The sequence below is a fragment of the Selenomonas sp. KH1T6 genome, from assembly GCF_900108415.1.
GTDB classification, from domain to species: domain Bacteria; phylum Bacillota; class Negativicutes; order Selenomonadales; family Selenomonadaceae; genus Selenomonas_B; species Selenomonas_B ruminantium_A.
Genome location: NZ_FNWN01000026.1, coordinates 1 through 23,225 on the forward strand (window position 1 = coordinate 1; position 23,225 = coordinate 23,225).

Here is a 23,225-nt window from a genome sequence, read left to right on the forward strand (position 1 = left end):
TCACCGAGAGCAAATTCCCTGTGCTGACCCTGAAGCCCGCCGCCTATCCCGTGCTCAAGGGACAGGAAAAAGTCTTTCAGGCCGTGCCCAAGCCAGAGCCTGAAAAAACTCCCGCCGACTCCGGCCTCTTCGACAAGCTGCGCCGCCTGCGCAAAGAAATCGCCACCCGGGAGCACGTTCCTCCCTACGTGGTCTTTTCCGATGCCACCCTCAAAGATATGTGCGCAGTGCAGCCCAAGACACTTGACGAAATGCTGGAGGTCAAGGGCATCGGCGAGATGAAGCTGGAAAGGTACGGAGAAGAATTCCTCAAGTGCCTGCTGGAAGGATAATGCTATTGAAGTTATGTTGAAGTGTATTTGAATCAGTTCAATAAAATCATGAACAAAAGGGTCTGTTGCATAAGCGTAATTTCGCTTATACAACAGACCCTTTACTTTACCCTACTACAACCTCATTCATACAATAAACGGCTTAGGGCGTGTTGATTAATTCACTAAGTCCATCTTCACGTATCTTGACTGTCCCTGCTGCGTTGACAAATCCTCGACATAGCATCGCTATGCCTTCGGTTTGTCGCCTTGCAATGGACAGCCAATCTACGCAAATCTGGGCCAAGTTCATTTAATCAACACGCCCTAACACACTCGCTAGTTTGAAGGAAAAAATAAGAATTATGCAAGCTATTAACGAAGGGAAAATTCAATTCTCTTGCCAAGGGAGGCGGCTGCTCTCACCAGAAAATCAAGAGAAGGATTATATGAGCCACTTTCAAAACGGCTGATATTTGACTTCTTCGTTCCCATACGTTCCGCCATCTCAGCCTGTGTTATCTTCTGTTCCTGACGAGCGTTTATAATCTGCGCAATTAAATCATAACGCGGTTTCAAACGGTCATACTCCTGCTTATACTCTGTATCGGCATTCAATAATTTATCAATTTCAGCCGCGCTAACACTTGCTTTACCCATTGTCGCTTCTCCTTTCAAAGTCCTCTTTATAACGCAAAGCCCTTTCCAGTTCACCAGGTGGCGTTTTTTGTGTCTTCTTTTTTATTCCATGCAATAGGACGAATTTGTTGCCTTGAAATGTAAAATAGAATACTCGCGTTATAACGCCATTGTTCAAATTTTGCCGTAGGCAAAATCTTCCAATTGGTGTTTCAACGAGGCGGGAGATATGTGCTCGCCGCCTGTTAGTAGTTTGCCGCCCCCACTTATAGAAGTGGGGGACATCTTGTACTCGTTATATCAGAAGCAAATTTTACTCTTAACTCCCATAATCCCTTGTATTTATCGCCTTTAATTGGCGCTACATACGGCTCTCTCAAATTCGTGCCGCATTGCTCCAAAAGATCAATCATATGCTTTACTTTAGCCCTCATTTTAGGCTCTAGGGAAAGCAAAAATTCTAAAACGGGTATTTCGCCGTTCTCTTTTGCGTAATACTCAATGTTCCAATTCATAACGTTCTCCTTTATAGCATCATGTTATCATATACGATAACATGATGCAAGGATAATATAACGAGGCGGGAGATATGCGCTCCCGCCTGTCGCTTATATGATATTCGCTACCCCCACCTATAGAGGTGGGGGACATCTTCTTCCGAGTTATATGATTAAAAGACAGGCACCATGCGCGGTGCCTGCCTTTTTTGAATTGGAGCTTGATATATGTAAAACTTGTGGAGAAAAGTTTTACGCGAAGGGATTCTCCGTGGGATACGGGAGATTTGCGGGCTGGTTGTAGCTGATGTCTGCCACGCCCAGGAAATTCAGCACATCATAGATGGCCTTGCCGAAATGTCCGAAGGCCACGGCGCCGTGATGGGGGAAGCGCTTCTCAATGAGCACATGGCGGTAGAAGCGGCCCATTTCGGGAATGGCGAAGATGCCGATGCCTCCGAAGGAATTGGTGGCAGCAGGCAGGATCTCTCCCTGGGCGATATAAGCCCGCAAGGTGCCTTCACTGGTGCTCTGGAGGCGGAAGAAGGTGATGTCACCGTCAGCGATGTCACCTTCCAAAGTGCCACGGGTGAAGTCGGGGGTGCCGCCGTTTTCCAGCAGGCGGTTCTGTATGAGCTGGTACTTCACGCCGCCCTTCTTCAGCTTGCAAAGGGGAGTGTTGCCGCAGTGGAAGCCCATGAAGGTGTCAGTGAGCTTGTACTTGCCAGCGGGGGCAATGCTTTCCTCATAAAGGTCTTTAGGCACGGAATTGTTGATATCCAGCAGAGTCACCGCATCGCCGCTGACGCAGAGGCCGATGTACTCGCTGAGGGCGCCGTAGATATCCACCTCGCAGGATACGGGAATGCCCCGGCTTACCATGCGGCTGTTCACGTAGCAGGGCTCAAAGCCGAATTCTTTCGGGAAAGCGGGCCAGCACTTGTCAGCAAATGCCACGTACTTGCGGGAGCCTTTGTGCTCCTCCATCCAGTCCAGTAAGGTCAGCTCAAACTGGGCCATGCGGGGCAGCATTTCGGGATAGGGATTGCCCTCCTTGCCCAGCTCCTTGGCCATATCATCGGCAATTTCCTGGATGCGGGGATCACCCTCATGGCTCTTGTAAGCTACCAGCAAGTCCAGCTCAGAGTTTTCCTCGATTTCCACACCGAGGTCGTAGAGAGGCTGGATGGGTGCATTGCAGGCGAAGAAGTCCTGGGGACGGGGGCCAAAGGTGATGATCTTCAGGTCCTTCAGTCCCAGCAGAGCTCTTGCCACGGGCTGGAAGTCAGCAATCATATCAGCCAGCTCCTCAGCGGTGCCCACCGGGTACTCGGGGATAAAGGCTTTCAGATGCCTGAGGCCCAGGTTATAGGAGCAGTTCAGCATGCCGCAGTAAGCATCGCCGCGGCCATTAATGAGGTTCTTGCCTGTTTCCTCGGCGGCAGCCACGTACATCACCGGGCCGTCAAAGACCTTGGCAATGAGGGTTTCGGGGGTCTCCGGGCCGAAGTTGCCCAGGAACACGGTGAGGGCGTTGCAGCCAGCATCCCTGGCTTCCTGCACGGCCTCCAGCATATCCTTCTCGTTTTCCACGGTTTTCTTCACTTCATAGAGCTCGCCGTACTTTTTGCTGTAGGCTTCTACGATGGACTTGCGGCGGTTCTCGGACAGGGAAATGATGAAGCAGTCACGGCTCACGGAGATGATGCCGCATTTTACAGAGGGGATGTTCTTCAGATTATTCATGGTTAAGCGCTCCTTTGATACACGTTTGCGTGCTCATGCACGCTTGATACATGCAAAGCATAGCACCCCCAGGCCAGCTTGTCAATCGTTTTATTTCGATTTTTATCGCTCTGTAAAATTTTGACTCTTGTTTTATATTATTAGTGGTGTTTAAACGCGATAAATAAAATAAAAAATTGTCCCACAAAAAGTATTGATTCTTGTTTTGTCCTGTGCTATATTGATTACCGTGAGTTGCGTTCATAAGCACGCAACGCCGAGAACGCAATACGACAGATATCGTATTTAGGGAGGAACCTGAAATGAAATATCTTATCGGCGTGGACGTGGGGACTTCCGCCACCAAGACGGTGCTCTTTGATGAAGAATGCCACCAGGTGGCAGAGGCCTCCGCTGAGTATCCCCTCTACCAGCCCCAGAACGGCTGGGCAGAGCAGGATCCCAAGGACTGGGAGGAAGCCGCTGCCAGCACCATCCGGGAAGTCATGGCAAAGAGCAGGGTGGATAAGGAAGATGTAGTTGGCCTGGGTCTTTCCGGCCAGATGCACGGCCTGGTGATGCTGAATGAAGCCAATGAGGTCATCCGCCCCGCCATCATCTGGTGCGACCAGCGCACGGCGGCTGAATGTGAGGAAATCACCGCCAAGGTTGGCAGAGAGCGTCTGATAGAGATCACCGCCAACCCCGCCCTCACGGGCTTCACCGCTTCCAAGATTCTCTGGGTGAGGAACCATGAGCCGGAGAACTACCAGGCATGCCGCCACATTCTCCTGCCCAAGGATTATGTGCGGTTCGCCATGACCGGAGAATACGCCACGGAGGTTTCCGATGCCAGCGGCATGCAGCTCCTGGATGTGCCCCATCGTTGCTGGTCAAAGGAAGTGCTGGAAAAGCTGGAGATAGATGAAGCTCTCCTGCCCAAGGTCTTTGAATCCCCGGAAATCACCGGCACTATCACCCAAGAGTTTGCTCAGCGCACGGGCCTTTCCACCAACTGCGTAGTGGCAGGGGGCGCCGGTGACAATGCGGCGGCTGCCGTGGGCACGGGCATTGTGGAGACAGGCAAAGCCTTCACCACCATCGGCACCAGCGGCGTGGTCTTCGCCCATACCGACAGGCCTCTCATCGACCCCAAAGGCAGGGTACACACCTTCTGCTGTGCCGTGCCGGGTTGCTGGCACGTCATGGGGGTGACCCAGGCGGCAGGACTTTCCCTGAAGTGGTTCAGGGAGAATCTGGCAGAGAATATGGACTATGAGGCCATCAATCAGGCTATTGCCAGCGTGCCAAGAGGCAGCCGCAGACTTATTTACCTTCCTTACCTTATGGGTGAGCGCACTCCCCATCTGAATCCCGACTGCCGGGGCGTGTTCTTCGGCCTTTCCGCCATGCACACCAAGGCCGATATGCTGCGGTCTGTGATGGAGGGCGTCAGTTTCTCCCTGCTGGATTGCTGGGATATCCTCAGGGAAATGAAGATTGAGGTCAAGGATATGATGGCCTGCGGCGGCGGCAGCAAGAGCGCACTGTGGCGGCAGATGCTGGCCAATATGTATGGGTGCCCCGTGAAGGTGGGAGCCGAGGCAGGAGGTGCAGCCCTGGGGGCTGCGATACTTGGAGGCGTGGCAGCCGGGGTGTTTGAGGATGTGCCCAGCGCCTGCAGGAGATTTGTGGGGACTACTTCGGTTTGCCAACCGAAAAGTGATGCGCATGAGTTCTATGGTAAGGAGCATGAAGTTTATAAGAAGCTTTATAAGAGTTTGGAGCCTTGCTATAAGGCGTTGGTATCTTGAAAGTTACTCGTTATGTAAAAACATCTATAGCAGACTAACTTAACTTGAGGCCATACCTCCACCGTTTACGGGGGAGGGGGACCACCGAAGGTGGTGGAAGGGGGAAGGAGCTGTCGAACAAGCATCTTCGAAGTAGAATTGTTCGCCCCCTAGCCCCCCCTTCCGTCAGCCTGCGGCTGCCACCTCCCCCGCAAGCGGTGGAGGCCAGACCTACCCTTTCAGTTACTTTTCTATACATAGGGGTGCATATAAATGAAAACAGTTAACGACAAAGAATTTCTGACCTACGGCAGAGTGCTGGATGTTGATACCTCTGAATTCACTACGGCTATCAGTGGGCACGAGCAAACGGCTCAGGGGGAGGTTGTTTATGAGCCTTCTGTGGCTGAGTTTGAGGCCCTGCCTCTTTTCTCTGAAATGAGCGAGAGGGTTTATGGGGATATGCCGGTGGAGTTTGGGCATTGCTCCGGGTGGAATGAGAAGCTGAATGCTTTGGAGTATCATCGCAGTTCTGAGGTGGATATTGCGGCTACTGATCTGATTCTCATGGTGGGGCGCCAGCAGGATATCGACCAGAAGACCTTCACTTATGATACGGAGAAGGTTGAGTGCTTCCTGGTGCCGCGGGGGACGGCGGTGGAGCTTTATGCCACTACTTTGCACTTTGCACCATGTGGGGTGGATGGCAAGGAGTTCCGCTGCGGAGTGGTGCTGCCGCGGCATACCAATGAGGAATTGAAGGAAAGCACTGCACAGCGCCAAGGGGAAGACAGGCTGCTCTTTGCGGTGAATAAGTGGCTCATTGCCCATGAGGAGAGCGGGCTGGGTGACGAAGGTGCCTGGGTTGGGCTCAAGGGCGAAAACCTCTCTTTGTAGGGTTTCGGCTGTTCATTTTCTTTGACGCAAAGAAAACGAACCAAAAGAAACAGCGGACTGAAATCACATCCTGTGATTTCCGCGTCCGCGGGCCCCATCCCTGGGGCCTAATATATGCCGTTCTTTTGAAAGGAGTTTAATGAAATGGAAGCCTTGAAAAATTACAAATTAAGTATGAGGGAAAAGACGGGGTATGCCATGGGCGATTTGGCTTGCAACCTCATCTATACTACGGTCTGCACCTATCTCCTGTTCTTCTATACCAATGTCTTTGGCCTGCCGGCGGAAGTGGTGGCCACTATGTTCCTCATCGTGCGAGTCATGGATGCCATCGTAGATCCTATCGTGGGTACTTTTGTGGATAAACATACCTTCAAATATGGCAAGTTCCGTCCTTACCTGCTTTATGGAGCCTTCCCCTTTGCCGTGCTGGGCATTCTCTGCTTCAGCACCCCGGAACTCACTGAGGGGGCCAGCATCATCTATGCTTACGCCACCTATATCGGCCTGTCCCTGGTCTACACCACCATCAACATCCCCTACGGCGCTTTGACTGCCGCCATGACCCGTGACAACAAGGAAGTGGTGAGCATGACCTCTATCCGCATGCTCTGCGCCAACCTGGGCGGCCTGATTGTTTCCTTTGGCATACCCGTGCTGGTCACCATGATTTCCGGCAGCTACACCGGTGAGGAATCCCGTTTTGGCTGGCAGGTCACCATGGGCCTCTACAGCGTAATCGGCGCGCTCCTCTTGCTCTACTGCTTCTCCCAGACCAAGGAGCGCATCCAGATTGACCCTTCCAATGATGAAAAACTCCGCTTCACCGATGTGTTCAAGCAGTTCAAGGTCAACCGCCCCCTGGTGGTGCTGAGCCTTTTCTTCATCATCCTCTTCGGCATGATGGCCGTCATGAATTCCATTGGCACCTACTTCATCACTTACAACTGCAACCGTCCTGACCTGATCCAGTGGTACGGCCTCATAGGCACCCTGCCCGCTTTCTTCCTGCTGCCCCTGGTGCCCACCTTCAACAAGCTGGTAGGCAAGATCAATCTCCTGCGCATTTCCCTGGTGCTGGGCATCATCGGCTGCGCCGTCACCTATGCTGTGCCTGCTGAGAACATCACTCTAGTGCTCATTGCCCGCTTCATCGGCTCCTGCGGCATCATCGTGGCTGGCGGCTTTATGTGGGCCCTGATTCCCGAAACTATTGAATATGGCGAGTACAAGACTGGCAAGCGCCTCAGCGGCATGATCTACGCCATCATCGGCTTCTTCTTCAAGTTCGGCCTGGCTCTGGGCGGCATTGTCCCGGGCTTCATGCTGGCCCGCTTCGGCTATGTGGCCAACGCCGTCCAGACTCCGGAAGCTCTGCAGGGCATCCTGCTCACCACCACCATCATTCCCATACTGTTCCTGGCTGTGGCCTTCATCGACATCTGCTTCTACGGCCTTGATGACAAGCGCTACCACGAAGTAGTGACGGAGCTGGAGCGCCGCCACAACGCAGAAAAAGTCCAGGAGGGTGAAGCAACCCTCGCCACCAGCACTCTTTGATATTTCCTAAAGCAAGATTGGAGACTTCATCATGAAAATACAGAACCCCGTACTGAAAGGTTTCAACCCCGACCCCAGCATTGTCCGGGCTGGCGATGATTACTATATCGCCACTTCCACCTTCGAATGGTTCCCCGGTGTGCAGATCCACCATTCCAAAGACCTGGTTCACTGGCATCTGGTGGCTCATCCCCTGGACACCACCGAATTTCTTGACATGAAGGGCAATCCTAATTCCGGCGGCATCTGGGCCCCTGACCTCAGCTACGCCGATGGCAAGTTCTGGCTGATCTACACGGACGTGAAGGTAGTGGACGGCATGTGGAAGGACTGCCACAACTACCTCACCACCGCCGAGGATATCCACGGTCCCTGGTCGAAGCCCGTGCTGCTGAACGGCGCCGGCTTTGACGCCTCCCTGTTCCATGACCCCAGCGGCAGGAAGTACCTGGTGAATATGTACTGGGACCAGCGGGTCTACCATCACAACTTCTACGGCATTGCCCTGCAGGAGTATTCCGTTCAGGAAGAAAAACTCATCGGCAAGCCGGAAATCATCTACAAGGGCACGGATATCGCCTATACCGAAGGGCCCCACCTCTACTACATCAACGATATGTACTACCTCATGACCGCCGAAGGGGGCACCACTTACCAGCACTCCGAGACCATTGCCCGCAGCCAGCGCATCAACGGCCCTTACGAAATCCAGCCAGACTATCCCCTGCTGTCTGCCTGGAAGGAAGTACACAATCCCCTGCAGAAATGCGGCCACGCCTCTCTGGTACAGACCCAGAATGGCGAGTGGTACCTGGCCCACCTGACGGGCCGCCCTCTGCCCACGCCGAAAGGCTTCCCCAGCCGGGAGCGTGAGCAGCACAGCTTCTGCCCCCTGGGCCGTGAGACCGCCATCCAGAAAATCGAGTGGAAGGACGGCTGGCCCATAGTAGTTGGCGGCCAGCAGGGCAGCCTGGAGGTAGAGGCTCCGAACCTGCCCCAGCAGGCATGGGAGCCCACCTGCCCGGAGCATGATGATTTTGACAGCGCGAAGCTGAACATCAACTTCCAGACTTTGCGCATTCCCTTCAGCGAGGAATTAGGCAGCCTCACCGCCCGCCCCGGCTTCCTGCGGCTCTATGGCCGTGAGTCCCTCCAGTCCACCTTCACCCAGGCCCATGTAGCCCGCCGCTGGCAGAGCTTCAACTTCGACGCCCAGACCAGCGTGGAGTTTGCCCCCGAGTCCTTCCAGCAGATGGCTGGCATGACCTGCTATTACAACACTGAGAACTGGAGCAGCGTCCATGTGACCTGGAATGAGGAAAAGGGCCGTTGCATTGATTTGGTAGTGGCGGATAACGGCAGCTTCTCCATGCCCCTGGCAGGCGAGGAGATTGCCATTCCCCAGGAGGTCAAGGCCGTGCATTTCAAGGTTGAGGTGCGGGGCAGGAGTTACCGGTACTTATATTCCTTTGATGGGGAGAGTTTCACGGAGATCCCCGTGATGTTGGATAGTTGGAAGCTTTCTGATGATTATGTGCGGGGAGGAGGGTTCTTTACTGGGGCATTTGTGGGGATAAATGCCATCGACATAACTGGTACGGCTCTGCCTGCTGATTTCGATTACTTCTCTTATAAGGAAATTGACTAATTACTTATAAGTCGAATTTCTTAGCTATGTTTCGGCTGTTCATTTTCTCTGACGCAGAGAAAACGAACCAAAAGGTAAACATGCCGGTGGCATGTTTACGCGGACTGAAATCACATCCTATGATTTCCGCGTCCGCGGGGCCCATCCTTGGGCCCTGGGGTTCGGGAGTTCGGGGAGCGAGGGTTCGATGGTTCGGAGTTCGCAAAGTTCGAGGAACAGATTGCATGCTCTCTTTGATTATGGAGGATTAAATGTTAAGATGTATAGTGAATAGCAGCTTAGGGGGTATGCACAGATGGTCACTATGAAGGAGATTGCGGAAATCTGCGGGGTTTCTCGGGGGACGGTGGACAGGGCCTTGAATGGGCGCGGCCGGGTCAACGCGGAGACGGCGGAGAAAATACGCAAGACCGCCAGGGAGCTGGGCTATGAGCCCAATCCTGCTGGCAAGGCCTTGTCGGCCCGCAAGAAGCGTCCCGTCATCGGCATCGTGCTTTCCTCCGAGGACAATCCCTTCTTCGACGATGTGCTCAAAGGCATGGAGGAAGCAGCCGCCGAATATAAGATTTACGGGGTGCAGATAGAGTACCACACCATGAAGGGCTACGATACAGAAAAGCAGCTGGCCACCCTGAAAGAAATCGCAGGCAAGGTGCAGGCCCTTATCATCAATCCCATTGATGACCCCGCCATCGCCGCCCAGCTGGACAAGATGATTGACTCAGGTGTCTTCGTGGTGACGGTGAACAACGACATCCAGGGCACCAGGCGCCACTGCTATGTGGGCAGCGACTACTACAACGGCGGCATCACTGCCTGCGCCCTCATGGAAGCCCTGCTGGGAAAGGAAGCCAACATCGCCCTGATCCTGGGCAGCCGCAAAGTGCAGGGCCACCGGCTGCGGCTGGAGGGCTTCAAGGCCCGCATGGAAAAAGTCCCGGGCTTTCACCTCTCCGCCACCCTGGAGAACAACGATGACGATATCTTCGCCTTTGAAAAGACCAAGGAGCTTTTGGCAGAGCATCCCGAGATCAACGCCATCAGCATCCTGGCCGCCGGTGTCTACGGCACCTGCCGGGCCATCATGCAGCTTCCCGAAGAAAAACGACCCCTCGTCATCTCCTTCGACACCGTGCCCACCACGGTAGAAATGCTGAAGACAGGCCTTATCAAGGCCACCATCTACCAGCACCCCTACCGCCAGGGCTTCTCCGCCGTAAACAAGGCCTTCGAGTACCTGGTACACGGCCATGTGCCGGAGAAGGAACTGTGCATCATGAAGAATGAAATAAAGCTGTTTGAAAACCTCTAAAACACCAAAAGGCCCGGAGCTCAAGCTCCGGGCCTTTAAAATACTCAGATATTCAGAAGAACAGGATCAGCGTCACTGCGATATTCACTACCGTTGCCACAGCCACGGGAATGAAGGTGCGCTTGGCCAGATCCATGGGTGAAAGACCTGCGGCACCAGCCACCACGATCATGACGGCGGCTATAGGCGACAGGGAACGAGCCAGATTGGACACGAAGTTCATGGGCAGCACCAGGAGCACCGGAGCAATGCCGGAGAGGGCTGCCACTTTCGGGGCCAGGGGCACGAAGGCAAAGAAGGTGGCATTGCCGCTGCCGGTGATGAGGGTGGCAGCGATGATGATGGAAACAAAGACGAACATCATGCCGATACCACCCAGGCCGGCGCTCTGGGCTCCTTCAATCAGGGTGTCGATAGCACCAAGGGAGATAAGGCCTTTGGAGAAAGTCTCCGCAGCCACCACCAGAGTGACCACCGCAGCCATCTGCATGCCCATGCCCTGCCAGAAAGCACCAATATCCTGGCAGGCCTTGAGGCCGTCCCGATGGCGCAGGAACTCGATGAGCATGGTGATGAAAATGCTGACGAGAGTAGCCAGGCTGATGTCCATCTCGATGCCCATGCCTTCATTCAAGCCGAAGAACAGCACCAACAGCAGGGGCAGGGTGGGCAGCAGGGCGTAGAAGGCAGGCACCTGGGGGCTTTCCTGGGCTTTGGCCTGCTCCTCAGTCACCGCAGCAGACACATCCTTGCCCGCCATTTCGTCGGGATGCTTCACATCCAGCCAGCGCTGGACGAAGAAGTGGGCGATGGCCAGAGCAGCCACAGTGCACAGGCCCACGGGCACCTGATACTGCATGAAGTAGGGCACGATCTCCATGCCGATGAGCTCGGCAGCAAAGATATTGTCAGCCCCCGCAGGTCCCCAGCCCGGGGCGGCGGTGGTGGCAATGACGGCGCAGGCCGCGATCCGGCTGACTCCCAGCCTTACCAGCACAGGGTACATGGTGACCATGAGCAAGAGGCCGAAGCCTGAAGCTGAGCTGATGAACATGGCCAAAAAGTTCCCCAGCACAGAGGTCAGGGCCAGCACCAGATAGGGATGCCCCAATTTCTGCAGGGGCCTGACAGCAATGCGCACCAAAGAGGTGCTGGCGCCGATGCAGTCCATATACTTGGAAAAACCGCCAATCAGCATGATAATCATGCCCAGCTTGGCAGCCCGGCTGCTGAAGGCCAGGCTTATGGACTGTATGATATCCAGCCAGGGAGAACCAGTGGTCTGCTTGGCGGGCAGGATCTCTCCCAGACCAAAGACCAGCGTCAGCACCATCATCACGATGCCGGCGGTAAAGAGTACAGGCTGCGCCGGGTACTTTTTCAGTACGAACCGTGCCACCCAGGCCACCACCAGGATGGCAATAAGAAGACCTAACATAAAATGATACCTCCTGAATTTTTCGCACAGGACATGTCACCTTTACAACCGACTGTCATGAAGCGTACACGCCCCGCGCAATTATGTATTATTTATAATTATAATAAAATAAAAATAGATAATACACATCTATGATATAACAGCCAGAGCAGACTAGCAAGAGGCAAATGCGTATAATTAAGGCGGGTGCCACGCGCAAGTGGCCCCCGCCTTGTATCGTTGTCTGGCTTCAACCTTTCACATACTCCCCGACATGATGAGCCGCACGCTCACGCACAGCATGGCCACTGCCAGCAGCAGGAGGATGGTCCTGGACCTGGTCTTGCGGGAGATGCGCGCACCTATCTGGGCGCCGATGGCTGCGCCTATGCTGATGCAGAGGGCAGGCAGCCAGACCACGTGCTCCAGCAGCACGTGAGTCACAGTGCCTCCCAGGGCCGAAACTGCCAGAATGAAGCAGGAGGTGGCCGTGGCGATGTGGACGGGGAAATTCAGCACATAGACCATCATGGGCACATGGATGATGCCGCCTCCCACCCCGAAGATGCTGGACAGGAACCCCACCCCCATGCTGGCCATGATGCCCAGACCCCGGTTATAGGTGAAGCCCTCCGGTATTTCCAGCAGGTTCTCATGCTTCACATGGGTGGCATTCCAGTACATGAGCAGGGCCATGCAGCCTATGAACAGCCCGTAGTAAAGATTCAGCATTTCCACCGAAAAGCCATCCACCAGCCAGGACCCCAGGAACGCCCCGGGCAGAGTGGCCAGGGCAAAGGGAATGGCCGCGTGGAAAAAGACCCTTTTCTGCCGGATGTAGGCCAGCGCTCCGGACAAGGCATTGGCCAGCACGATGAAAAGGGATGTGCCCGTAATCTGCGCCGCCGTGGAAAAATAAGGATAGATGCCTCCCTCTGACATAAAGAAGATAAACACCGGCACGCAGATCAGGCCGCCCCCGATGCCCACCAAAGAGCCGAAGACACCAACACCCATGCCCAGCAGGAGAAATAAAATCAATTCCATGTCATACCACCTCAAAGCTGCCATCACAATAATCCATCAGTCTACTATAACCCCAAAAAGGCCCGGAGCACAAGCTCCGAGCCTTTTGCTGTCAATATGAACCTGTCAGACCTTGAACCTTTCCACTTCCTTGGCCAGCTGCTCTGCCTCCTCTGCCAGCCCACGGGTGGCGGCGGCGATTTCCTGGGCAGAGGCGGATTGCTCCTCCGTGGTGGAGGATACTTCCTCTGTCCGGCGGGCATTGGTATGGCTGATTTCGGCAATAGCCTGCACAGCCTGCTGCATGGAGTTGTTGCCCTCGGACACGGACTGGATGCTCTGGGACACATCCCTGATGCCACCGGCCAACGCGTCAATGGTTATCTTGATGGACTCGAAAATCGCATCTGCCTCCCTGACAGAAGACATGCTTCTTTCCACGCTGTCGGAGCTTTCTTCGCTGGCCGTCACGGCACCGTGCATATTCGACTGAATCTTGGCCACCAGATCCGCAATCTGCTGGGTGGAATTCCCGGACTCCTCTGCCAGCTTGCGAACCTCCTCAGCCACCACGGCAAACCCGCGGCCAGCCTCGCCGGCTCTGGCCGCCTCGATAGCTGCATTCAGCGCCAGCAGATTTGTCTGCTCCGCAATGCCGGAAATCAGCTCCACGATCCTGCCGATTTCCTCGGAGCTCTGCGACAATTCCCTGATAGATGCCTTCACCGTGGCAGTGCTGCCGCTGATGGTTCCCATGGACTGCACCACCCTGTGGATAGCATCCCGGCCTGACTGCACAGTGGCCACCGTCTGCTCGGTGACCATGGCAATGGCATTGGCGCTGTCTGCCACTGCTGAGGTGCGCTGGGCCATCTCCACCGCCGTGCCGTCTGCTGCCGCAGCAGAATCTGACTGCTCGCTGATGCCCTCGGCTATCTCTGCAATCTGGGCGGCAGCCTTGCAGGCCGCATCAGCCGAATGGTGGGAAGCCGCCGTCAACTCCTCTGCTGAAGCCGAAACCTGCAGGGCATTCTGCTGGATATGGCCGATGAGCTCGCGGATAGTGCGGCGCATTGTCTTGAAGCCCCTTGCCAGCTCTCCCAGCTCGTCATTGGAATCCACCGCCAGAGGACGGGAACGCAGGTCACCGGTATTGATGATCTGGCACTCCTCCTGCAGGGCCACTATGGGATCGCACATTTTCTTGCCGATATACCAGATGGCGGCCAAGACAAGGACCACCATCAAAAAGCCCACCAGCCCCATGACCTTCACCAGTTTGTAGGCATCTGCCCGCACCTCTGCCAGGGGCGCCACAGACACGGCAATCCAGGTGCGATTGGCCAGATGAATCGGAGTGAACACCGCCTGAGAAATCACCCCGCTGGAGGTGGTGTACTCAGTGGAAATCTGCTTGTCCTGCTGCACAGCATTCAGGAAGCCGTTCACCAGTGCCATATCCAGTTTCTTGCTGGACTCCTCCTTGGACAAATCCAGCTTGCCCACATCCTCCGGCTGCTGGGCATAGGCAATGCAGAGCCCCTCCTGGTCGGCGATGTAGACACGGCCATTTTCCATGTACTTGATCTCACCCACCAGCTTGGAGATCTCATCAAGTTCGATGGTGCCGTAGACAATGCCTATGAGCTGCCCGTTCTCCAGCACAGGATAGGCCATGATGGTGATGAGCTTGCCGCTGGTGCCGGAGACGGAAGGCCCCGTCATAGTTGGCTTATTGGTCTCCCGCACCTGCTTGACATACCCGCGACTGGTGCGGTCCATGTCCTTGTTCTTGTCCGATACCGCATGGCCTTCCACATCCGAATAAGCCAGCATGGTGAAATTCTGACGCTTGGCCAGGGTTTCAGCCAGCACCCTCACCTTTTCCTCACGGGTGCCATGCTTGATGATGGGATTATCAGCCAGAGCCTCCACTATCAGCTCCCGTTCCTGATAAGACTTCTCAATCTCCTTGGCGGTGCTGTTGCCAATCTCCTGGGCAATGATGTCAGTATTGCGGGTCAAGGCCGAGCTGGACATATAGTAGCTGATGGCAAAGAACAACGCAAAGCTCCCCACGAACAAGGGAATGAAAGTAGCCAGGAACTTAAAACGCAAATTGTTGACTTTCATAGTCGCCTCCTTATCCCCGCACGGTAAACCGTCAGACAGTAATTGATTGACAAGTTTTAAAATTCGTTCTCTTGTAGTATAGCTTAGGATGGGGCTGGTTGCAATCATTTTCTATTTATTCTTATCAATAACAAAAGGGCAGAGGGACAACGCTGCTGTCCTCCTGCCCCGGATATCCTTAGCGGGCTAACCCCAATTCCTCTGCATGCTCCTGCATGCCCTTGATGCAGGCTTCCATCACCACGCCCGCTTCCAGGCCCAGCATGTCGAAGCCACGCTTGATGACATCGCGGTTGCAGCCTGCTGCGAAGCGCTTGTCCTTGAATTTCTTCTTCAGGGACTTCACCTCCATGCCCGCTAAGCGCTCCGGGCGCATGAGGGCGTAGGCATGGACGATGCCTGTGAGCTCATCCACGGTGAAAAGGCTCTTTTCCAAATCGGACTGAGGCTCCTCGCTCACTCCCGTAAGGCCGCAGCCGTGGGAGATGATGGCGCGGATATCTTCCTCCTCTACCCCCTCAGGGGCCAGGAACTCACGCACATGATGGCAGTGCTCGTCCGGGTATTTCTCATAGTCCACATCGTGAAGCCAGCCGATGGCCTCCCAGTGGTCCTTCTCCTCCGCATCCTGGCCGAAATAATCAGCCATGGCCCCCATGGCGGCGCTGACGGCGGCAGCGTGGGTGAAAAGGTGGTCTTCGGTAACGTGCTTGGGCAGAATTTCTTTGGCTCTTGCTAAGGTAAGTTTGCTCATGTTTTTTCCCTCCCATATATTTACATCTTAACACATCATCTTCCTGAGCAAAAGACCTTTGTAAGCAGGAAAATTCCCTTATATCTAGAAGAAGTACTCATCTATCCGTGCATAGCAGACCTGTTCATTTTTAGGAGGGCAGGAATATGAGTAAGCTGTTTCGCATCCTGCAGGGGCTTGTTTTTCTTGCCCTTTTTCTCTATCCTCATCCCCTGGGGGCAGCCCTGCCCCCTCCCCCCCTGCCGAAGCTGCAGACCGTGCCTGTGCTGCGGGTGGGGTATGTGCCTTTGCCAGGAATGTTCTTCAAGGACGAACACGGACTGTACAAGGGCATTGCCTTTGAATACCTTTCCACCGTTGCCAGCTACATGAACTGCTCACTTGATTTTTCTCCGGGCACAGAAGAAGAGAACCTGGAAAAGCTGGCAGCCGGGGAGCTTGACCTGGTGCCAACGGCCATGGCTCACGAGGAGCAGGGGCTTGCCAGCCTGAGCCTTGGCCCCAGCATAGGCTATGTGGCCTTCCAGGCAGAAAATGAGGAGCTGCGCCATAAGCTGCAGGCAGCCATCGGCGAGGTGGACAGCCTCGCCCCCTACTACCGCTTCCACCTGCTGGAGCGTTACCGCCCCATGGAGATTCCCTTGTCGCTGACAGCAGAGGAAAAGGCCTACCTGGCAGAAAAGAAGGTGCTCCACAGCCTGACCTCCGAGGGACAGCCCCCCTACACCTACTTCAAGGACGGGGAGCATCTGGGCATCATTGCGGATATCATGGAAATCATCGCCAAGGATCTGGATATTTCCATCACCTCCGCCCCCCTGCAGAGTTCTGAAGCCCGCCTTCATGCCATGAATACCGGCGAGATTGACTTTATTGCTGACCTTTACGATGACTACAACTGGGCCGCCGAAAACGAAGTCTGGCTCACCAAGCCCTATCTGAAGATCGACTATGTGGCAGTGATGAATCGGGACCACCCCCTGCCGGATGCTCCCGTCATCGCCTGCGCCCGGGGACATTTCTACAACCGCACCTACACAGAATACCACTACCCCAGCTCCCAGGTGCGCTACTATCCCACCATGCAGGACTGCCTGCGGGCGGTGCATGACGGAGAAGCCGACATAGTCTTCACCAAGACCCTCACGGTGCAGAATGACATCTATGCCGGCGGCTACCTGAACCTCTACACCCCGGGCAGTGTGGTTTTTTCTCATTTTGTTTCCATCGGTGTGTCCCGCCACGCCGACCCCCGGCTCTTTTCCATCCTGAACAAGGAAATCAGCCACCTGCACACCCAGCAGATTGCCAGCATACTCACCCGGCACGCCCACAGCATGGGCGAGTCCGGCACCCTCTTCGCCCTCATCTACTACCACCCCATGAAGACCATCGCCCTCATCGGCCTTGGCTTCCTGCTGCTCCTGCTGGCCATGGGCCTCTTCTTCTTCCAGAAGCGCCACTACCATAAAAAGCTCTATCACATGGCCTACACTGACCCCTTGACAGGTCTCCACAATATGGCCTGGCTCACCCAGAACCTGCCGGAGCTCATCAGCCAGCAAAGCCGCCTGCGGGAAGAGGGCAAGCTCTTCGTCATGTCCGTGACCCTTGACCGGCTGGCCTTCATGAAGGAAACCTTTGACCTCAAACTGCTCATGGAGAGCATGCTGGCCACCCTACAAAATTCCCGCACAGAAAACCCCTGGCTGCTGGCAGACGGCATCAACAGCGAGGGCACCTGCCTCTACTTCCTCTGCTGCGAACCTGAGGGCATGAGCATGAGACAGGCCGCGGAGAAATTCATCCGGGACGGCACCGTGATGACCATAGGCAAGCTGCCTACCATCTTCACCCACCGGGTGGGGCTGATGCCGGTGCCTCCAGACGATGATGTGAGCGCTTCCTGGCTGCTGGACTGCGCCTACTCTGCCAAAATGGAAGCCATCGCCACCGACCAGAACCTCTTCATCTACGATGAGCGCCTGGCAGAGCAATACCACCAGCGCCAGGAAATGGAAAGCCTTATGCACAAGGCCCTGGCAGCCCAGGAATTCCAGGTCTGGCTCCAGCCCAAATACGACCTGGCCACCCGCAACACCCTGGGCGCCGAAGCGCTGGTGCGCTGGGAAAGCCCGGAGCTGGGCTTCCTGCCCCCCGGTGCTTTCATGGACCTGTTCGAGCGCAACGGCTTTGCGGTGGAGCTTGACTACTACGTGCTGGAAAGGGTCTGCGAGATCCAGTCAGCCCGCCTCAAGAAAGGCCTGCCAGCCCTGCCCGTCTCCGTGAACCAGTCAGGCCTCCACATCACAGAGCAGGGTTATCTGGGACGCATGAGGGATATCATGGACAGGTGGAAGCTGATTCCCGGACTCATCGAGCTGGAAATCACGGAAACGGCCTTCATCGACTTCACCACCAAAGAACAGCGGGAAGATGCCGCCCAAATCATCGACGACCTGCAAGCCATAGGCTACTCCCTCTCCATGGACGATTTCTGCACCGGCTACTCTTCCCTGTCCATGCTGCAGAACCTGCCCATGAACGTCATGAAGATAGACCGCGACATCCTCTGGTCCGCCGAGAAATCCCCCCGCTCCATGAGCATCCTGCGCCATATCATCGCCCTGGGCAAAGCCCTGTCCATGAGCGTGCTGGTGGAAGGCATCGAGACCAAAGAGCAGGAGGAGCTCCTGATAAAACTAGGCTGCGACAACGGCCAGGGCTTCTACTACGCCCGTCCCATGCCCGTGAAGGAATTCTACGAAGAATTCCTGCCAAAGCACAGCTGAAAATCAGAACCACCCGTTGGACGGGTGGTTCTGATTTACACGATAATTGCCTACGCTCTGTTGTTTGACGCTTACGATAATTATCACGCTTTGCAGTTGTTGGATTATTTATATCACGGAAAAGTAGATTGTATTTATATTGATATATTCACGCAGAAAATGATACAATTTAATTTTTCCTGCCGAGCCGCATAGGGAAGGCTCGGTTTTGCCGCGAAGCCTTGATATTGCTGGATTCGCCAGTCAGGATAAATATGTGGTAAAGTGTGATGCTATATGCGTAATCGATGCTCGAGGAGGAAAGGAAACAGCCCGAGGGCATTCCAAAGAATACTCTCAGGCTGCTTAAGAAACAAAATCGTTGATATCGATTCCGTATATCAAACTTGTTTCATCATAAGTTCCTACCCATTTGCCGGATGGCAGAGAATACATCACGGTCATGGTTCGTGAAGATTCCCATATCCTCCAAGCCGAGATAACCAAGGAAATCTCCGTTATAGGAGAATTTTGCCCCCTCATACATGTTGTCATCCCCAGAGCTTAGAAACATCGCTATCTTTTGCAGACTATTTGGCGCAACAGGATAAAGGGAGGAGTAAAATCTGTCAATCACGCATTTCAACTGTCCCGAGATTCCGTGATAATAGATTGGCGAAGCCAACACAAGCATATTCGTTTCACGCAGTTTATCGTAAATTTCCTGCATATCGTCCTTTTGTGCGCACTGCCCGTTGCCTTTGCCGTGGCAATATTCACACGCAATGCAGCCTTTTATGTTCAGGCGGCATACATTTATGACATCGACTATATGACCGGCTTGCTCTGCCCAAGCATGGAATGGCGAGGTTGCCAGGTGGTGCGGCGGGCGGCAGGAAGAGCTCTCCTTGGAGGGTTCCTTCAAGCTGACATATAATGGTTCGGTATTTGTCCGGGAGGGATTGGGCTATTTGCTGTCCTTTGACCGTCTGGTGGATACATCGAAAAGAAGCGGGCTATGCTTTCGCCCGCTCTCTCCGAAGCTGACAACAAAGCTGTACCTCGTTTGGAAGAAGTACCCGACATTTTCACCGATGGCAGAGCGCTTCCTGCAAAAAATAAAGCAGGTATTTTTGCCGATACGATAGGTGTAGCACGATATCGGGTATCGCCCGTTTTCCCGTCTCACTTCCTGCGCCTGCTTCCCGTCCTCCACCAGCGTTTCCGCAATCTCACGGTTCAGCTGGTTCAGACGGTCGCTCAGTGTCTTCACCTTCTCGGCGTAGGGGGTCTCCTGCTTTATAATCTCCTCAGCCTGGGCAATGTCCTTCTCTACCTTGGCAATCTCCCGCTTCTTATCAACCCTTCAGATTTTAATTATGTATATCGACAGTTTCAATAAATTTCTTAAATGAGTTCGCGGGACGACTGAATAGTTACGAAAAGAATTATAATGTAGAGCATAGCCTTGGCAGGCCGTCGCGCAGCGACTTAGTTCTACTGGAAGTTATGATATGTGTGCTTGACACAAATACTCCTATATGGTAGTATAAAACTACGATATAGGAGTATTTAATTATGAAGACAAATGGTGGATTTCTTGTTACAAAAATAAAACAGCTGGGTGATCGTATATTTGAAAGGATACTGGCAGAAAAAAACATTGATGCATTTAACGGAGCTCAGGGAAGGATTCTTTATGTCTTATGGCAGGAAGATGGTGTTCCTATTAAAATTATTTCCGAGAAAAGCGGACTTGCAATTACTTCACTTACGACCATGCTTGAGCGGATGGAAAAAAACGGACTGATAAGCCGCAAAACGGATGAAGCTGATAAGAGAAAAACTCTTCTGTTCCTCACAGATAAAGCCAAAGAACTTAAAGAAGCTTATGACTCCGTATCCAATGAGATGGAGAATATTTATTATCGTGATTTTACGGATAAAGAGATTCTTCAGTTTGAAGAGTATCTTAACCGCATCAGGGTAAACCTTGAGGAATGGAGTGACAAATGAGTATCTGTATTAAAGATCAGATTCAGAACATGAATCTTGTTATAGGGTGCACTGTTGGATGTCCGTACTGCTATGCCAGAAACAATACGAGGCGTTATCACATCATAGATGATTTTGAAAAGCCACAGTTTTTTCAAGGAAAGCTTCGTATGATGGAAAAGAAAAAGCCGCAGAATTTTCTGCTGACCGGCATGAGCGATCTCTCGGGCTGGCATGAGGAATGGAGAGAGGAAGTCTTTAAAAAGATAGCAGAGAATCCTCAGCACCAGTTTCTTTTTCTTACCAAACGACCGGATCTTCTGTCTTTTGAAACAGATCTTGATAATGCATGGTTTGGCGTTACAGTTACGAGAAAGTCTGAGTTATGGCGTATTGATGCACTGCGGAGCAATGTGAAGGCAAAAAAATATCATGTTACCTTTGAGCCTTTGTTCGATGATCCTGGTAAGGTTGATCTTGCAGGCATTGACTGGATTGTGGTGGGAACCATGACAGGTGCAAAGAGCAGGACTGTTAAAACAGATCCCGGGTGGGCTTATTCATTGACAGAACAGGCTCATGAACTGAACATTCCTGTATTCTGGAAAGAAGATCTTGTTCCGATTATGGGAGAAGAAATGATACAGGAAATGCCGGATGCTTTTAACAAAGTGCTGGAGGAACAGAGGATATGGAACAACCAGAAATCAAAGTAAATCATATAGAAACAAAAAGTGTAATGACAAAATCGAATACTCCTATTGGAGGATATTCGGTGAATCCCTATGTGGGGTGTCCCCATGCCTGTAAATACTGCTACGCATCTTTTATGAAACGCTTTACAGGGCATACGGAGGAATGGGGAACTTTCATGGATGTGAAAGACTGGCCTGAAATAAAGAATCCAAAGAAGTATGCCGGCCAGAAGGTGATCATTGGAACAGTTACGGATGGTTATAATCCGCTAGAGAAAACATATAAAAATACAAGAAGACTTCTGGAAGAACTAAAGGACAGTGGTGCGGACATACTTATCTGCACAAAGTCAGACCTTGTACTAAGAGATCTGGATCTGCTAAAAGAGATCAATGAAAATAGCAGACTTACAGTATCATGGTCAATCAATACTCTCGATGAAGAGTTTAAAGATGATATGGATGCGGCAGTAAGCATAGAAAGAAGGCTTGCTGCAATGAAAGAGGTATATGCGGCAGGCATTCGTACAATTTGCTTCATTTCACCCGTGTTCCCGGGGATTACGGATATAGAAGCAATCATAGACAGGACAAAAGATCAGTGTGACCTTGTATGGCTTGAGAATCTGAATCTTCGCGGAGGTTTTAAGGCAGATATCATGAAATACATTTCCGATAAACATCCGGATCTGGTGCCGCTGTATGACGAAATTTATAACAAAAAGAACCGCAGCTATTTTGAAGCGCTGGAAAAGAAAGCAGAAGAGCTGGCTAAAAAGTATGATTGCAGGTTTGTTGATAATGAAACTCCGTATGAGAGAGTAGAGAAAGGACATCCAACAATCGTAGATTACTTTTACCACGAAGAAGTAAGAGGTACTGCCAATAGTGGAAAGAGAAATGTAATACATAATCCTTGATGGAAGAATAAACCGGAAGTTAATCGCACAACTTCAAGTTTGTGCATATAGAAACACTTTTGTAAAAAGGGAGAATAATAAAACCATTTTGCCATTTACTAGGCAGAATGTGACTGTTCAGTCGCCTCTTGAACCCATTTAAGAAATTTATTGAAACTGTCGATATACATGATAAAAATCTGAAAGGTGGTGTGATTTGTCATGGAAAGCAAACAACTCGAAGAATTGGTATTGTCGCTCCAAAATGAGATCACCACCTTAAAAGCTTGGGCTGCTCATGAAATTGCCAAGCGCGACAAGGTCATTGCTGAACTCAAGGCTGAAAACGATAAATTGAAAGCTGAGATTGTCGAATTGAAAGCAAAACTTAACACCACCAGCCAGAACAGCAGCAAGCCTCCATCCTCGGACGGTTTAAAGAAACCTGCCTCTAGATCTCTTCGTGAGCCTTCCAGCAGGAAAAAAGGTGGCCAGAACGGGCATGAGGGACACGGCTTCAAGATGATGCAGAAAGTGGATTTTGAGGTAGCCTGTCTCCCAAGCCTGTGCCAGAACTGCGCGCAGCGGCATGAGTGCGCTTCCCGTGTGCGGAATCGGCGCAATGTCATAGATATAAGCGTGAAGCTGGAGAGAACGGAATATCAGCAGATGGAAGCACTCTGCCCCTGCAGGAACAATGAGCTGCTAATCGGAGAATTCCCGGCAGATGCTATTGCCTCCAAGCAATACGGCCACAAGATCAAAGCCCTGGGAGTAGCCCTGGTCACGGAATGCGCTGTCAGCTTCAAGAAAGCCAGCCAGCTGCTTCGCGAGATGACATCATGCACCATCAGTGCCAGCTCCCTGGTCAATTTCCTCAACATGTGCAAGTCAAAGATGGAAGACCCTCTGGAGTACATACGCAGGGAAGTGCTCGGCAGTGCTGTGGTCAACTTTGATGAGACATATCTTCGGGTGAACGGAAAACAGCAGTAAATGCACACAGCCTCCACGCCTGATGCTACCTACCAGTCGGTGGATGAAAGCCGTGGCAAGACCGGCATGGACAATGCTGGCATTCTTCCATATTTCACCGGCATTGCCATCCATGACTGCTGAGGGCCGTACTGGAATTATGAAAAACTTGGGGGAC

General features: G+C 52.9%; 22 protein-coding genes and 1 pseudogene. 14 read left to right on the forward strand and 9 right to left on the reverse strand.

All coding sequences use genetic code 11. The features are described from left to right. Nucleotides 1-332, forward strand: a 332-nt coding sequence (locus tag BLW59_RS13070; RefSeq protein ID WP_175463443.1) for an HRDC domain-containing protein, incomplete at its 5' end; no start/stop codon positions are given. Nucleotides 333-686: 354 nt separating this feature from the next. On the opposite strand, the gene BLW59_RS13075 is transcribed toward BLW59_RS13070, so the two are convergent. The 4 genes from BLW59_RS13075 to BLW59_RS13090 form a co-directional block, all read right to left on the reverse strand. Further along, entirely contained in the window at nt 687-971 is a 285-nt protein-coding gene (locus BLW59_RS13075) for a helix-turn-helix domain-containing protein (protein WP_074698124.1), read from the reverse strand. Further along, complete coding sequence (locus BLW59_RS13080; protein ID WP_318258578.1) at nt 964-1,128, reverse strand: type II toxin-antitoxin system RelE/ParE family toxin; 165 nt, start codon at nt 1,126-1,128, stop codon at nt 964-966. Before BLW59_RS13080 ends, BLW59_RS13075 begins: the two co-directional genes overlap by 8 nt. Nucleotides 1,129-1,216: 88 nt before the next feature. Next, entirely contained in the window at nt 1,217-1,465 is a 249-nt protein-coding gene (locus tag BLW59_RS13085) for a type II toxin-antitoxin system RelE/ParE family toxin (protein ID WP_081348533.1), read from the reverse strand. 234 nt (nt 1,466-1,699) lie between these two features. Beyond that, nucleotides 1,700-3,193 carry an L-fucose/L-arabinose isomerase family protein gene (locus BLW59_RS13090; RefSeq protein WP_074698125.1) on the reverse strand — a complete coding sequence of 498 codons (1,494 nt, stop codon included), beginning with the start codon at nt 3,191-3,193 and terminating at the stop codon, nt 1,700-1,702. A gap of 302 nt (nt 3,194-3,495) precedes the next feature. Here BLW59_RS13090 and xylB point away from each other — a divergent pair, with 302 nt between their 5' ends. The 6 genes and pseudogenes from xylB (at nt 3,496) to BLW59_RS13115 (ending at nt 10,382) form a co-directional block, all read left to right on the forward strand. Next, nucleotides 3,496-4,986: a xylulokinase gene (xylB, locus tag BLW59_RS13095; protein ID WP_074698126.1), complete on the forward strand. Its 1,491-nt coding sequence runs from the start codon at nt 3,496-3,498 to the stop codon at nt 4,984-4,986. 252 nt (nt 4,987-5,238) lie between these two features. After that, entirely contained in the window at nt 5,239-5,862 is a 624-nt protein-coding gene (locus BLW59_RS13100) for a DUF4867 family protein (RefSeq protein WP_074698127.1), read from the forward strand. Between the two features lie 144 nt (nt 5,863-6,006). Next, entirely contained in the window at nt 6,007-7,422 is a 1,416-nt protein-coding gene (locus BLW59_RS13105) for an MFS transporter (protein ID WP_074698128.1), read from the forward strand. Between the two features lie 31 nt (nt 7,423-7,453). Next, nucleotides 7,454-9,070, forward strand: coding sequence for a glycoside hydrolase family 43 protein (locus BLW59_RS13110; RefSeq protein ID WP_074698129.1), 1,617 nt, complete (start codon nt 7,454-7,456; stop codon nt 9,068-9,070). 289 nt (nt 9,071-9,359) lie between these two features. After that, nucleotides 9,360-9,497, forward strand: a pseudogene (locus BLW59_RS18160) (LacI family DNA-binding transcriptional regulator); the annotation flags it as partial. Between the two features lie 27 nt (nt 9,498-9,524). After that, nucleotides 9,525-10,382 carry a substrate-binding domain-containing protein gene (locus tag BLW59_RS13115; protein ID WP_318258581.1) on the forward strand — a complete coding sequence of 286 codons (858 nt, stop codon included), beginning with the start codon at nt 9,525-9,527 and terminating at the stop codon, nt 10,380-10,382. A 52-nt stretch (nt 10,383-10,434) separates the two neighbouring features. Here the strand turns inward: BLW59_RS13115 and dcuC are convergent, their stop codons facing one another. The 4 genes from dcuC to BLW59_RS13135 all read right to left on the reverse strand — a co-directional run bounded on the left by dcuC (nt 10,435) and on the right by BLW59_RS13135 (nt 15,712). Next, nucleotides 10,435-11,820, reverse strand: coding sequence for a C4-dicarboxylate transporter DcuC (gene dcuC, locus BLW59_RS13120; protein ID WP_029542766.1), 1,386 nt, complete (start codon nt 11,818-11,820; stop codon nt 10,435-10,437). A gap of 237 nt (nt 11,821-12,057) precedes the next feature. Further along, nucleotides 12,058-12,846, reverse strand: coding sequence for a sulfite exporter TauE/SafE family protein (locus BLW59_RS13125; RefSeq protein WP_074698131.1), 789 nt, complete (start codon nt 12,844-12,846; stop codon nt 12,058-12,060). A 105-nt stretch (nt 12,847-12,951) separates the two neighbouring features. Further along, nucleotides 12,952-14,958: a methyl-accepting chemotaxis protein gene (locus BLW59_RS13130; RefSeq protein ID WP_074698132.1), complete on the reverse strand. Its 2,007-nt coding sequence runs from the start codon at nt 14,956-14,958 to the stop codon at nt 12,952-12,954. 178 nt (nt 14,959-15,136) lie between these two features. Beyond that, nucleotides 15,137-15,712 carry a hypothetical protein gene (locus BLW59_RS13135; protein WP_074698133.1) on the reverse strand — a complete coding sequence of 192 codons (576 nt, stop codon included), beginning with the start codon at nt 15,710-15,712 and terminating at the stop codon, nt 15,137-15,139. A gap of 146 nt (nt 15,713-15,858) precedes the next feature. Between BLW59_RS13135 and BLW59_RS13140 the strand changes: the two genes are divergently transcribed. After that, nucleotides 15,859-18,504 (forward strand): EAL domain-containing protein, encoded by a 2,646-nt coding sequence (locus BLW59_RS13140; RefSeq protein WP_074698134.1) that lies wholly within the window; start codon nt 15,859-15,861, stop codon nt 18,502-18,504. Nucleotides 18,505-18,898: 394 nt separating this feature from the next. Here the strand turns inward: BLW59_RS13140 and BLW59_RS13145 are convergent, their stop codons facing one another. After that, the gene (locus BLW59_RS13145) at nt 18,899-19,408 is read right to left on the reverse strand and encodes a flavodoxin family protein (RefSeq protein ID WP_081348534.1); all 510 of its coding nucleotides are present in this window, start codon (nt 19,406-19,408) and stop codon (nt 18,899-18,901) included. Nucleotides 19,409-19,549: 141 nt separating this feature from the next. On the opposite strand from BLW59_RS13145, the gene BLW59_RS17805 reads away from it, so the two are divergent. The 6 genes from BLW59_RS17805 to BLW59_RS18165 all read left to right on the forward strand — a co-directional run bounded on the left by BLW59_RS17805 (nt 19,550) and on the right by BLW59_RS18165 (nt 23,191). After that, nucleotides 19,550-19,885 (forward strand): hypothetical protein, encoded by a 336-nt coding sequence (locus BLW59_RS17805; RefSeq protein ID WP_175463444.1) that lies wholly within the window; start codon nt 19,550-19,552, stop codon nt 19,883-19,885. Nucleotides 19,886-20,061: 176 nt separating this feature from the next. Further along, nucleotides 20,062-20,499 carry a radical SAM mobile pair system MarR family transcriptional regulator gene (locus BLW59_RS13155; protein ID WP_074698136.1) on the forward strand — a complete coding sequence of 146 codons (438 nt, stop codon included), beginning with the start codon at nt 20,062-20,064 and terminating at the stop codon, nt 20,497-20,499. Next, entirely contained in the window at nt 20,496-21,194 is a 699-nt protein-coding gene (locus BLW59_RS13160; protein ID WP_014426071.1) for a radical SAM mobile pair protein A, read from the forward strand. The genes BLW59_RS13155 and BLW59_RS13160 overlap by 4 nt, the downstream gene beginning before the upstream one ends. Continuing rightward, complete coding sequence (locus BLW59_RS13165; protein ID WP_029542749.1) at nt 21,170-22,093, forward strand: radical SAM mobile pair protein B; 924 nt, start codon at nt 21,170-21,172, stop codon at nt 22,091-22,093. Before BLW59_RS13160 ends, BLW59_RS13165 begins: the two co-directional genes overlap by 25 nt. Before the next feature lie 201 nt (nt 22,094-22,294). Next, nucleotides 22,295-23,068, forward strand: a complete 774-nt coding sequence (locus BLW59_RS13170; protein WP_074698137.1) for a DUF6444 domain-containing protein — start codon at nt 22,295-22,297, stop codon at nt 23,066-23,068. Beyond that, complete coding sequence (locus BLW59_RS18165) at nt 23,069-23,191, forward strand: hypothetical protein (protein ID WP_318258580.1); 123 nt, start codon at nt 23,069-23,071, stop codon at nt 23,189-23,191. It abuts the gene before it with no gap. Nucleotides 23,192-23,225 lie beyond the last annotated feature (34 nt).